Origin of the sequence: Enterobacter cloacae complex sp. I1M (genome assembly GCF_014982425.1) — a bacterium.
GTDB classification, from domain to species: Bacteria; Pseudomonadota; Gammaproteobacteria; order Enterobacterales; family Enterobacteriaceae; genus Enterobacter; species Enterobacter intestinihominis.
Map to the genome: position 1 here is coordinate 68,402 of NZ_JADCLG010000024.1, position 12,365 is coordinate 80,766.

The 12,365-nt window shown below is 55.3% G+C and carries 10 protein-coding genes; 6 read left to right on the forward strand and 4 right to left on the reverse strand.

Going from position 1 to position 12,365, the window contains the following annotated elements:
* Positions 1–35: 35 nt before the first annotated feature.
* Both INF86_RS15670 and INF86_RS15675 read left to right on the forward strand, forming a co-directional pair.
* Positions 36–2,816 carry a flavocytochrome c gene (locus tag INF86_RS15670; protein WP_171936618.1) on the forward strand — a complete coding sequence of 927 codons (2,781 nt, stop codon included), beginning with the start codon at positions 36–38 and terminating at the stop codon, positions 2,814–2,816.
* 58 nt (positions 2,817–2,874) lie between these two features.
* Positions 2,875–3,837, forward strand: a complete 963-nt coding sequence (locus tag INF86_RS15675) for an FAD:protein FMN transferase (protein WP_032624009.1) — start codon at positions 2,875–2,877, stop codon at positions 3,835–3,837.
* On the opposite strand, the gene dcuR is transcribed toward INF86_RS15675, so the two are convergent.
* Both dcuR and INF86_RS15685 read right to left on the reverse strand, forming a co-directional pair.
* Entirely contained in the window at positions 3,818–4,537 is a 720-nt protein-coding gene (gene dcuR, locus INF86_RS15680) for a two-component system response regulator DcuR (RefSeq protein ID WP_023300497.1), read from the reverse strand. The genes INF86_RS15675 and dcuR overlap by 20 nt on opposite strands.
* Entirely contained in the window at positions 4,534–6,150 is a 1,617-nt protein-coding gene (locus INF86_RS15685; RefSeq protein ID WP_193543698.1) for a sensor histidine kinase, read from the reverse strand. Before INF86_RS15685 ends, dcuR begins: the two co-directional genes overlap by 4 nt.
* 153 nt (positions 6,151–6,303) lie before the next feature.
* On the opposite strand from INF86_RS15685, the gene INF86_RS15690 reads away from it, so the two are divergent.
* The gene (locus INF86_RS15690; protein WP_023300495.1) at positions 6,304–7,167 is read left to right on the forward strand and encodes an N-acetylmuramic acid 6-phosphate etherase; all 864 of its coding nucleotides are present in this window, start codon (positions 6,304–6,306) and stop codon (positions 7,165–7,167) included.
* Between the two features lie 55 nt (positions 7,168–7,222).
* Here INF86_RS15690 and ompC read toward each other — a convergent pair whose 3' ends face one another.
* Positions 7,223–8,389, reverse strand: a complete 1,167-nt coding sequence (ompC, locus tag INF86_RS15695; RefSeq protein WP_022648565.1) for a porin OmpC — start codon at positions 8,387–8,389, stop codon at positions 7,223–7,225.
* Positions 8,390–8,673: 284 nt separating this feature from the next.
* Here ompC and INF86_RS15700 point away from each other — a divergent pair, with 284 nt between their 5' ends.
* The 3 genes from INF86_RS15700 to INF86_RS15710 are packed head-to-tail and all read left to right on the forward strand — an operon-like array spanning position 8,674 to position 11,324.
* Positions 8,674–9,375: a phosphohydrolase gene (locus tag INF86_RS15700; protein ID WP_023306528.1), complete on the forward strand. Its 702-nt coding sequence runs from the start codon at positions 8,674–8,676 to the stop codon at positions 9,373–9,375.
* A 43-nt stretch (positions 9,376–9,418) separates the two neighbouring features.
* Entirely contained in the window at positions 9,419–10,852 is a 1,434-nt protein-coding gene (locus tag INF86_RS15705; protein WP_193543699.1) for a DNA cytosine methyltransferase, read from the forward strand.
* Positions 10,833–11,324 (forward strand): very short patch repair endonuclease, encoded by a 492-nt coding sequence (locus INF86_RS15710; protein ID WP_022648562.1) that lies wholly within the window; start codon positions 10,833–10,835, stop codon positions 11,322–11,324. The genes INF86_RS15705 and INF86_RS15710 overlap by 20 nt, the downstream gene beginning before the upstream one ends.
* Here INF86_RS15710 and yedA read toward each other — a convergent pair.
* Positions 11,296–12,210, reverse strand: a complete 915-nt coding sequence (yedA, locus tag INF86_RS15715) for a drug/metabolite exporter YedA (RefSeq protein ID WP_058646935.1) — start codon at positions 12,208–12,210, stop codon at positions 11,296–11,298. The two genes, INF86_RS15710 and yedA, sit on opposite strands and share 29 nt — an antisense overlap.
* Positions 12,211–12,365: the final 155 nt, after the last annotated feature.

The following is a 12,365-nucleotide window of genomic DNA, read 5'->3' on the forward strand; positions in this document are numbered from 1 at the left end:
CGAATTCTTAATTTTTAAAGTTTGGAGTTTCTATTATGAGCACTAACGAACGTATTTTAAGCCCCTTCACATTACCGAATGGTACTGAACTGAAAAACCGTTTGTTAATGGCCCCGATGACAACCTGTACGGGGTATTTCGATGGCACCGTGACCAGCGAGCTGGTGGAGTACTACCGCGCCCGCGCTGGCAGCATCGGCACCATTATCGTTGAATGCTGTTTTGTTGACGATCTCGGCCTTGCGTTCCCGGGCGCAATTGGTATTGATAACGACGAAAAAATCGCCGGACTGGCAAAAATCGCTGACGCCATTAAGTCCAAAGGTTCCAAAGCCCTTCTGCAAATTTACCACGGCGGCCGTATGGTCGACCCAAAACTGATCGGCGGCCGCACGCCGGTTGGCCCAAGCGCGGTTGCCGCGCCGCGTGACGGTGCCGCGACGCCGGTTGCTCTGACTTCAGAAGAAGTGGAAGGCATGATCGGCAAGTTCGGCGAAGCCGTACGCCGCGCAATTCAGGCCGGCTTCGATGGCGTCGAAATCCACGGGGCGAATACCTATCTGATCCAGCAGTTCTACTCCCCGAACTCTAATCAGCGCGACGACGAGTGGGGTGGCAGCCGCGATAACCGCGCGAAATTCCCGCTGGCGGTGCTGGACATTACCCACAAGATGGTGCGCCAGTATGCGGACGACGCGTTCATCGTTGGCTACCGCTTCTCACCGGAAGAGCTGGAAGTCCCCGGCATTCGCTTCGAAGACACCCTGTATCTGCTGGAAAAACTGGCCGCTCGTGGGGTGGATTATCTGCACTTCTCCCTTGGCGCCGCCCTGCGTCCTTCTATCGTCGATACTCAGGACCCGACGCCACTTATCGAAAAATACTGCGCCATGCGCTCTGACACGCTGGCGCAGGTACCGGTGATGGGCGTTGGCGGCGTGGTGAATGCCACGGATGTGAATGAAGCGCTGGATCACGGTTACGACCTGATTGCCGTTGGCCGCGCCACCATCGCCTATCCGGACTGGACCGATCGCATCGCGGCGGGCGAAAGCCTGGAGCTGTTTATGGACAGTACCCGACGCGAAGAACTGAGCATCCCGGAACCGCTGTGGCGCTTCTCGCTGGTGGAAGCGATGATCCGCGACATGAGCATGGGCGAATCTAAATTCAAACCGGGCACCTTTATTGAAAAAGTGCAGGACGATGCTAACGAACTGGTGATTAACGTCAGCCTCGAAACCGACCGCATCGCCGATATCGAACTGGCCTCCGGCCCGAGTGAAGACGTCGAGTTTGTCACCAGCTTCGAAGAGATCCGTACCCGAATTCTGGATGCCAATACCCCGCACGTGGATGCTATCACCGGCGCAACCAGCCAGAGCGAGGCGGTGAAAAAAGCGGTCTCGAAGGCGATGCTGAAATCCAGCAAAGCGCTGGCGGCAGAAGAGGGCGCTGACCCGAATGAGACTAAAAGCGTGGACGTGGTGGTGGTCGGCAGCGGCGGTGCCGGTCTGGCGGCGGCGATTCAGGCGCATGACGAAGGCGCGAGCGTGCTGATCGTTGAGAAAATGCCGACTATTGGCGGGAACACCATTAAAGCCTCTGCCGGTATGAACGCGGCTGAGACCCGCTTCCAGCGCGTGAAGGGCATTCAGGACAGCAAAGAGCTGTTCTACCAGGAAAGCCTGAAAGGCGGTGGCAATAAGAACAACCCTGAACTGCTGCGTCGCTTTGTCGAGAACGCGCCGGAGGCCATCGAATGGCTGGCAACGCGCGGCATTATGCTCAACGACATCACCACCACCGGCGGGATGAGCATCGACCGTACGCACCGTCCGAAAGATGGTTCCGCGGTGGGCGGATATCTGATTAGCGGCCTGGTGCGCAATGTCAACAAACGCAACATCGAGGTGATGCTGGATACCTCCGTGAGCGACATCATCTTCGAAAACGGCGAAGTGACCGGCGTGCGTCTGACCACCGAAGAGAACGAAACCCTCACCGTGGCAACTAAAAGCGTAATTGTCGCGACGGGCGGCTTCAGCGCCAACAGCCAGATGGTGGTGAAATACCGTCCGGACCTGGAAGGGTTCGTGACGACTAACCACAAAGGCGCAACCGGCGGCGGTATCGCACTGCTGGAGCGTATTGGCGCAGGCACCGTCGATATGGGCGAAATCCAGATCCACCCAACCGTTGAGCAGAAAACGTCGTACCTGATTTCCGAATCCATCCGCGGCGGCGGGGCGATTCTGGTAAACCAGCAGGGCAACCGCTTCTATAACGAAATGTCGACCCGCGACAAAGTCTCGGCGCAAATCATCGCGCTGCCGGAGAAATACGCTTACATCGTCTTTGACGAGCATGTTCGCGCTAAAAACAAAGCCGCGGATGAGTACATCGCGAAAGGGTTTGTCACCAGTGCCAGCTCGCCAAAAGCCCTGGCGGAAGCGCTGGGGATGGATCACCACCAGTTCCTGGCAACGCTGGAACGCTACAACGGCTTTGTGGAAAAACAGCATGACGATGATTTTGGCCGCACCACCGCGCTGCGTGCGCCTATCAACGAAGGGCCGTTCTATGCCATTCAGATTGCGCCGGGCGTGCACCACACCATGGGCGGTGTGACCATCAATACAGAAACCTGCGTGCTGGACAGCAACCACAACGTATTACCGGGAGCGTTTGCTGCGGGTGAGGTTGTCGGGGGTATCCACGGCGGTAACCGCATCGGTGGTAATGCGGTGGCAGATATCATTATTTTTGGTACGCTTGCCGGACATCAGGCGGCTATGCGTTCGAAAACACGGTAAGGCTCCTGTTTCCCCGGCGGCGCGGTGCTTGCCGGGGCTACATCTGAGGACTTATGCAATGCCTGATAGCCATCGCGTTTACAGTTACAACGCCGTTCTGATGGGCTCGCCCATCCTCCTGAAACTCTTCTCCCATGACGAAGCCCTCGCGTCCCGCGTGTTTCGCCTGATCAAACAGTACGAAGATCTCCTCACCGTCAACCGTGCGGATTCGCAGGTGATGGATGTCAACCATGCTGCCGGTCAGCATCCGGTTGTCGTCAGTCGCCCGGTGTTTGACCTGATCCGCTGCGCGAAAGCGGCCAGCCTGCCTACAGACAGTGCGTTCAACCTGGCGATAGGTCCGCTGGTCAAACGCTGGAAAATTGGCTTTAAGGGGGACGCTGTACCGCCCGCGGACGAGATCGCCGCCTTGCTGAGTATCACGGATCCTGCGAACGTGGTACTGGATGACGCCAACAGCAGCGTGTTTCTTACACGCCAGGGAATGGAGATCGATCTGGGGGCTATCGCCAAAGGTTATATCGCCGACAGGGTGCGGGATTACTTGCATAAAGAGGGCGCCGAACTCGGGTTGATCAACCTTGGCGGCAACGTCCAGACGTTAGGCTCGCCGGAGGACGGCTGGCACGTCGGGCTGAAAAAACCGTTCGCTGGTGACGCGCTGATTGGCGCCATAACGGTAGAAAACCGGTCGGTTGTGACGTCAGGCACCTATGAGCGCTACTTCGAGCAGAACGGCAAACGTTATCATCACATACTTGACCCGCGTACCGGCTACCCGCTGGATAACGAACTGGACAGCGTGACGATTATTTCGCAAGACTCCCTCGACGGCGATATCTGGACCACGCTGATCTACGGCATGGGCGTGGAGCAGGGCTGCGCCGCGCTGCGTTCGCGCCCCGATATTGAAGCCATTTTTGTCACCAAAACAAAAGAAGTGGTGATCTCCTCGATGCACCACTTCCGTTTTACCCTTCTGGACGACAGCTACCGAATTACTGGCAGTACTGTTTGAGCAGGCCGACCTGTTCCGGCTGCAAACGATAGCGATATACCGGTCGACCGGTGGCACCGTAGTGAATGCTGGTGAACAGGATATTGATTTGCGCCAGCCAGATCAGGTATTTGCGGCAGGAGACGCGGGAAATGTTGACCGCATTCGCCAGATCGTCGGTGGAAAATTCTATCTCCGGATGGCTGTCGATCCACTGGCAAATGGTGCGCAGCGTCTGCGGCGTTAAGCCTTTCGGTAATTTTTTGCTGTCGGCCAGCTCCGGCGCGCCGCCGTGGATCAGCCTGTCGACGTCGGCCTGTTCATAATACTGATGCGAGCCCATCAGACTGCGCTTTGCCTTCCAGCCGTTCAGCGCCTCTTCAAAACGCGGGAACTGGAACGGTTTAATCAGGTAATCCACCACGCCATAGTGCATCGACGTCTGGATCGTTGCGGCGTCGGAGGCTGACGAAATCATGATAACGTCAATCGGGCGGCCCGATGCCCGGATGATGGGCAATAGATCCAGCCCGTTATCCTGCTGCATATAGACATCCAGCAGCACCAGATCGATCGGCTGGCCTGGGTTTGCGATCAATGCTTCGGCCTGGTTGAGCGTGGAAGCGACGCCGCAGCAGTTAAAACCCTCAACGCGGTTAACATACAGACGGTTGAGGTCGGCTACCATGGCGTCATCATCGACAATTAATACATTTATCACGCGATATTCCTCTCGCTATCCCAGGGGATCTGAACAAAAAATTGGGTAAATACGCCAGGCTCCGACTCGACGGTAATATCTCCGCCCAGGTTCTGGATCTGCTGACGTGCAAGGAACAGCCCAACGCCACGGTTTTCACCTTTTGTTGAGTAGCCCTTTGTAAAAATAGCCTCCAGCCGCTCGGGATCAATGCCGGGACCGTCATCGCTGACCTCACCGCTCAGCCAGCCGTTCTGATAATGCAGCAGCAGGCCGATCTCGCCTTCCGGCTGACCTTCCATCGCATCCAGGGCATTTTCGATTAAATTGCCCAGCACGGTGATCAGAACCGCAACCTGCTCTTCATTGCTGGTGTCAGGAAGCTGACTCTCCTCGGCCAGCGTCAGGGTCACTCCCGCCTCTTTGGCGCGGTTGATTTTACCCAGCAGGAAACCCGCAATGACCGGCGATTTAACCTTGCGCTGTATCGCGCCGATATCCGTCTGATAATTCTGTGCGGTCTGGATGATGTACTCTTCCAGCTTATCGTAGCGCTTCATGTGCAGCAGGCCGAGGATCACGTGCAGCTTGTTCATAAACTCATGCGTATGTGAGCGCAGGGCATCAACATAGTTGACCATACCATCGATACGCTGCATTAACTGGCTGATTTCGGTCTTATCGCGGAAGGTGCTGATTGCCCCGATGACCTGATTCTGGCTTTTCACGGGGACCATGTTGCACAGCAGTAGCCGTCCGTTACAGCCGATCTCCTGATCCTGGCGAGCAATGCCGGTTTTCGCCACTTCCCTAAGGCTGGCCAGCAGTGGTTCGCCGCTGCTCTCGGAGTGCTCACCCGAGCTCAGGAGCAAAATTTCTCTGGCGGTGTGGTTAATCATCGTCACGCGCCCGTGCATATCAACAGCCATCACGCCTTCGCGCAGGGACTGCAACATGGCCTGGCGCTGCTCAAAGAGGGCGGAGATCTCGTAAGGCTCAAGCCCGAAGAGAATACGTTTCAGAACCCGGACCAGACCCCATATCGCCACTGAGCTCATCAGAACGCTGAATAAGATGGTCCACACGGCATTGAGCCGACCGCGGGCAATCTGATCTTCAACTTTATTCAGCGAAATACCCACCACGACCACGCCGATCTGGTTGTGCCGATCGTCATAAACGGGCGTAAAGACGCGCAGTGCTTCCGCGAGCGCGCCGCGGTTCACGGAGACATTCTCTTTCCCTTCGAGGGCGGGCGTCAGATCGTCGCCAATAAAATGCAAACCTAACAGCGCTTCGTTTGGATGGGAATAGCGGATCCCACGCAAGTCGGTAACCACGGTAAACAGCAGGTCGTTGCGCTTCGTCACCGCCTGGGCAATCGGCTGGATGATGCCAGCCTGCGGCGATTCCATCAGGCCACGCTTGATCTCCGGGCTGTCGGCCAGCGTTCGGGCGATACCCAGCGCGGTATCTTTCACGTCATCGCGCGTGGCACGGGTGATCTGCACAGAGTACAGCGCGAAGACCACCAGCAGCACAGAGCCGATAATGGCGCACACCATCAGCGTAACCAGCGTATTCAGCTTCATAGGGCGCTTGCGCGTCGGGGGGAAGGGCTGCAAATCGCTCATTAACACTCCGCGATGAAAAAGAAAGGGCTAATTATCGCTGATGACGGGCATTTCATAAAGCCATGTAAAGAGAGGCGTTTCGTGAGCCTTCTCTCATGTGACCTGTATAAAACACTTTATAGTGTGGGGGTACTCATAATAAGGAGGCAGTTTATGAGCATTATGCTTACCGGTACGGCCAGGGAAAGACGGCACGCCAGCACGATGAACATCGACAGATTATCTACGCTGGATATGCTTAATGTCATACATCAGGATGACGCACAAATCTCTTCTGCACTTACCCCTCACTTAAGTATGCTGGCTCGCGTGGTGGATAACGCGGCGGCGACGCTTAGTCACGGCGGACGTCTGGTGCTGATCGGCGCAGGCGCGTCCGGAGGCGTGGCGAAGCAGGCGGCAGAAGCGTTCGCGCCGGGAAAACATCCGGTCATTGCGATGACAGCAGGCGATAACGCCGGAAGCTACGCGCGCGGCGTTGCAGACCTTCAGACGATAAAATTCGGCGAGCACGACATGATGCTGGCGCTGTCCGTCAGCGGCAAAACGCCATGGGTTTGGGGCGCGATGCGTCATGCGTGGTCTCTGGGCTCAACGGTCGCGCTCATTACGGAGGATGCGCAAAGTGAAGCGGCGCAGCTGGCGAGCATGGTTATTGCCCCCGATCTGGGCGCGGATGTGGTTGCCGGGTATACCAACGCCAAAGCGGGCATTGCGCAAAGCATGATAATGCATATGGTCACCACCGGTCTGGCGATACGGACAGGACGGGTGTACAGCAACCTGCGTGTTGATCTGGAGGCAAGCAATACCAGATGGGCCGAGCGACAAATTGCCATTGTAATGGAAGCGGGGGGATGCTCCCGGGCGCAGGCGAAGGCGGCGCTGGAAAGCTGTAACCATCAGTGTAAAACGGCGGTGCTAATGGTGCTGACGGGTATGGATGCCTGGAAAGCACATGAATTACTGGCGCAGAATAACGGGTTTGTTCGCCTGGCCTTGCAGGAAGCGCCGTAATATTTCAGCGTCAAATAAAAAAAGCCCGCGTTGCGGGCTTTGCTATTTATGGGGATCAGAACTGGTAGATCATACCGATGCCAACGATGTCATCGGTTGCAATACCGTTGTCATTGTAGAAGGCATCATCTTCGTCCAGCAGGTTGATTTTATAATCAACGTAGGTGGAGAAGTTCTTGTTGAAGCTGTAGGTCATGCCCACGTCGATGTAGTTAACCAGATCCTGGTCTACATAGTCATAACCATTGCCTGGATGATAATCGTTACCACCCAAATCGATGCCTTTTGAATAGACCCACGCCAGGGATGGACGCAGACCGAAGTCAAACTGGTACTGCGCTACGGCTTCAAAGTTCTGAGTTTTGTTGGCGATGCCATCGTTGCCGTACGGAGTCATGTTGCGGGTTTCCGCATACATCATTGCCAGGTAGACATCATTCGCATCGTATTTTGCACCGATTGTCCACGCTTCCGCACGTTCACCGCCAGCATATTTGCTGAAGCGATTATAGGTACCTGCGCCGTAAGCAACCTGGTCGTTGGTACGGTCAGACGATGAATAAGCGGCACCCAGCGACAGACCGAAATCGAAGTCATAGGTAGTTGACATACCGAAGCCGTCGCCGTTCTGGAAACGAACATCATCATGGCCGTTTTTGGTGCCTTCCTGATTTTCGTTTGCGTTAGCGCCTTCATTAGCACCCTGATATTGCAGTGCAAAGTTCAGGCCGTTAACCAGACCGAAGAAGTCATTATTACGGTAGGTCGCCACACCGTTAGTACGGCCAACCATATAGTTGTCGGTCCAGGTATAGGAGTCGCCACCAAATACTGGCAGCATATCGGTCCAGGCTTCAACGTCATACACGACGCCGTAATTACGGCCGTAATCGAATGAGCCATATTCGCCGTATTTCAGGCCAGCAAAGGCCAGACGGTTAAAAGAGGTGTCGCCTGCGCCTTCGGTATCGTTAGCGTAGGTTTTATATTCCCACTGGCCGTAACCAATAAGATCGTTATTAATTTGTGTTTCGCCTTTGAAACCAATCTGGACATAGGTTTCATCGCCGTCGTCGCCTGGGTTGTCGGAGAAGGTATGACGTGCATCAACTTTACCGTACAGGTCAACTTTGTTGCCGTCTTTGTTATACATTTCCGCCGCATTTGCTGCGCCAGCCATTAATAACGCGGGTACGAGAATTGCCAGAACTTTTCTTTTCATTATATATTCCCTTTAAATATAAATTGTCTGAATATATGTAATTACCCTCCGTAACTACATGGCTGATACTATTCTATGGATTATTATTTAGGTTCAAAAATAAAGGTAATTAAACTGGTAAAAATATTACAAAATATTTCTTTTTATCTCTTTATTTTTCGCGTGAATTAATTCATTGAAAATATAGCGGGTAATTATTATTAAGTATTTCGAAATTCTATTTATTAAGGGTTTTGATTCGGGTGTATTATAATTCACTCTCTTTTGAGCAACAGGATGGGATGATGGAACTTGCGCAGTGGCAGCACCGTTTTGAGCGCTGGCTCGACGAAAATCATTTTACTGATGATGCGGCGCACGATATCGCCCATTTTCGCCGCGTCTGGATGACGGCGCAGACCATTATGGCTGACGGGGATTGCGATCCGCTGGTTGTGCTGACCGCATGCTACTTCCATGACATTGTCAGCCTGCCGAAAAATCACCCGCAGCGTAGTCACTCCTCGCGGCTGGCAGCGCGAGAAACGCGCCAGATCCTGAGCCGCGATTTTCCTGATTTTCCGCCCGATCGGTATGCGGCCGTTGAGCATGCCATTGAAGCGCACAGCTTCAGTGCCGGTATCGCGCCGCAAAGCCCGGAGGCCAAAACGGTCCAGGATGCCGACCGGCTGGAGGCGTTAGGCGCCATCGGCCTTGCGCGCGTCTTTGCCGTGTCCGGTGCGCTGGGCACCGCGTTGTTTGATGCCGACGACCCGTTTGCCGGGGCGCGTGCGCTGGATGATAAAGCTTTCGCGCTCGATCACTTTCAGACTAAACTCCTGCGCCTGCCGGACACCATGCAAACCGCACGGGGACGCGAACTTGCGCGTCACAATGCCGATTTTCTGATCCAGTTTATGGCGAAGCTGAGTGCCGAATTACAGGGCGATTACCTCGGAACCGACAGCCAGATATTGACCCATTTCCGTCGCAGTGTGCGATCCTGAACTGTGGTACTCTGTTTTCTGTCTTTATTGTCCGGTTAAGAGAATGCAGGAAAATCGATCAGTGACTGTGCCCGCGCCTGAGCGGGTTGAGAAATCAACGGCAGCCGTGCAGGCACTCCTGCGTCAGCTGCTGGAAATGTATGATGCTAAAACGCTGGCAAACCAGCTGGTGGCACATGGCGAGAGCCACTGGAGCCCGGCAATACTCAAGCGGCTGCTGATAAGCGACAGGGCAGGGCACCGCCTGAGCGACGGCGAGTTCTGTTATCTGCGTAACCTGCTGCCGCACCCGCCTGCTGCGCATCCGAATTATGCCTTTCGCTTTATCGATCTCTTTGCCGGTATTGGCGGCATTCGCCATGGCTTTGAAGCTATTGGCGGGCAGTGCGTGTTCACCAGTGAATGGAACAAACATGCCGTCCGCACCTATAAGGCGAACTGGTACTGCGACCCCGACGAGCACCAGTTCAATGCCGACATCCGCGACGTCACCCTGAGCCACAAAACCGGCGTCAGCGACGAAGAAGCCGCTGAGCATATTCGCAACACCCTTCCGGCGCACGATGTGCTGCTGGCAGGCTTTCCGTGTCAGCCGTTCTCACTGGCTGGCGTGTCGAAAAAGAACGCGCTGGGACGTGCGCACGGCTTTGCCTGTGATACGCAGGGCACACTGTTCTTTGATGTTGCCCGGATTATTGAAGCCCGCCGCCCGGCAATTTTTGTGCTGGAGAACGTCAAGAATTTAAAGAGTCATGACGGCGGCAAAACCTTCCGCATTGTCATGCAAACGCTGGATGAACTGGGTTACGACGTGGCGGATGCAGAGGATATGGGGCCGGACGATCCGAAAATTATCGACGGCAAACACTTCCTGCCACAGCACCGCGAACGCATCGTGCTGGTGGGATTCCGCCGCGATCTCAATCTGAAAGGCGATTTTACGCTGCGCGATTTGCCCTCGCTGTATCCGGCGCGCCGTCCGACAGTGGCCGATCTGCTGGAGCCCGCCGTCGATGCGAAATTCATTCTGACGCCAGTGCTGTGGAAATACCTCTATCGCTATGCCAAAAAGCATCAGGCCAAAGGCAATGGCTTTGGGTTTGGCATGGTCAATCCGCTTAATCCTGACAGCGTGACGCGTACGCTGTCGGCGCGCTATTACAAAGATGGCGCGGAAATTCTTATCGATCGGGGCTGGGATAAGGCGCTGGGCGAAAAAGATTTCGACGACCCTCAGAATCAACAGCACCGACCGCGGCGCTTAACGCCGCGCGAGTGCGCCCGCTTAATGGGCTTTGAGGCGCCGCAGGGCTACAGTTTTCGCATTCCGGTGTCGGATACACAAGCCTATCGTCAGTTTGGCAACTCGGTGGTGGTGCCAGCCTTTGCCGCCGTCGCAAAACTGCTGGCCTCACGAATCAGCAAGGCCGTTCAGCTTCGTCAGAGTGAGGCCGTCAATGGCGGACGTTCACAATAAGGCCACGCGGAGTAAAAACATGCGTGCCATCGGCACGCGTGATACCGCGATCGAAAAACGGATCGCTGGCCTCCTGACCTCCATCGGGTTTGAATTCAGGGTTCAGGATGCCACGCTTGCCGGGCGTCCTGATTTCGTGATCGATGCGTATCAATGCATCATCTTTACCCACGGCTGTTTCTGGCATCATCACGACTGCTATCTGTTTAAAGTCCCGGCGACACGCACCGACTTCTGGCTGGAGAAGATTGGCAGGAACGTCGAGCGTGATAAACGCGATGTTTCGCAGCTTTACGCCCAGGGCTGGCGGGTACTGATTGTCTGGGAGTGCGCACTGCGCGGAAGAATGAAGCTGAATGACGTGGAACTGACGGAGCGGCTGGAAGAGTGGATCTGCGGCGGCGGTCAGGCCGCGCAGATCGATACCCAGGGCATTCACCCGATCACGGTTTCTCCACCTCACACGCCGTGACAATCGGTTTCGCGGGCAGTAAATATTTACCCAGCGTGACCAGCACCACGGCAAAGACAATCACGCCCAGCGCCAGCCATTCAATCGTCGACAGCACTTCGCCCGCAAAACCGGTACCCAGCAGCACGGCAACCACCGGGTTAACGTAGGCGTAGCTGGTGGCAACCGCCGGTGAGACGTTGCGGATCAGGTACATATAGGCGTTGATGGCAATAATCGAGCCAAACAGGGCCAGATACCCGACGGCCAGGAAACCTGAGAGATCTGGCATTGCCGTCAGTTTTTCACCCGTCAACGCCGAGGCAATCAGCAGCACGATGCCTGCCGCGAGCATTTCAATGGCACCCGCCATCATCCCGGAGGGCAGCTCAATGCGGGAGCCGTAGACCGAGCCGAAGGCCCAGCTCATCGAGCCGATCATGATCATAACGGCAGCCCAGGGGTTTCCGCTCAGGTTACCGCCGCTGTTCAGCATGATAATACCTACAAGCCCAATCGCGATGCCCAGCCATTCGAGCTTACGGGTGCGGATCCCGAACAGACGACTAAAGCAGAGCGTAAACAGCGGCACGGTCGCGACGACCACGGCGGCGATGCCCGACGGCACGTTCTGGTGTTCGGCGACGGTTACTGCGCCATTGCCCACCGCCAGCAGCAGCAGGCCAATCAGGGCGGCGTTAAGCAAGGGACGCAGCGGCGGTAGCCTGTGACCGCGCAGCAATAAAAACGCCATCAGCAGCACGCCAGCCATAAGGAAACGAATACCGGCCATCATCAGCGGGGGCCAGCTTTCCACGCCAATACGAATGACAAAGTAGGTGGATCCCCAGATGATATACAGGGAAAAAAGTGCTCCAATGAGCGGTAATAAATGCCGAAAACGCATAGTCCCTCACGACGAAATAAAAAGTTCGCTCATAGTTAACGCCAAAACTATCGGGCTGGCGAGTGCTTTAATTGTGTTGTTAATGTGAAATTTTTGTTGACGTGAGGTGCCTGTTTCCGGGCGGTGAGTTTTGTTCCATACTATTCACTTAATTA

Excerpts from the sequence above, each read along its gene's own strand:
- INF86_RS15685 (WP_193543698.1), bottom strand. The coding sequence starts at position 6,150 with ATGAGCGATTTGCAGCCCTTCCCCCCGACGCGCAAGCGCCCTATGAAG.
- INF86_RS15670 (WP_171936618.1), top strand. The coding sequence starts at position 36 with ATGAGCACTAACGAACGTATTTTAAGCCCCTTCACATTACCGAATGGT.
- INF86_RS15710 (WP_022648562.1), top strand. The coding sequence starts at position 10,833 with ATGGCGGACGTTCACAATAAGGCCACGCGGAGTAAAAACATGCGTGCC.
- ompC (WP_022648565.1), bottom strand. The coding sequence starts at position 8,389 with ATGAAAAGAAAAGTTCTGGCAATTCTCGTACCCGCGTTATTAATGGCT.
- INF86_RS15675 (WP_032624009.1), top strand. The coding sequence starts at position 2,875 with ATGCCTGATAGCCATCGCGTTTACAGTTACAACGCCGTTCTGATGGGC.
- INF86_RS15690 (WP_023300495.1), top strand. The coding sequence starts at position 6,304 with ATGAGCATTATGCTTACCGGTACGGCCAGGGAAAGACGGCACGCCAGC.
- INF86_RS15700 (WP_023306528.1), top strand. The coding sequence starts at position 8,674 with ATGGAACTTGCGCAGTGGCAGCACCGTTTTGAGCGCTGGCTCGACGAA.
- INF86_RS15705 (WP_193543699.1), top strand. The coding sequence starts at position 9,419 with ATGCAGGAAAATCGATCAGTGACTGTGCCCGCGCCTGAGCGGGTTGAG.
- yedA (WP_058646935.1), bottom strand. The coding sequence starts at position 12,210 with ATGCGTTTTCGGCATTTATTACCGCTCATTGGAGCACTTTTTTCCCTG.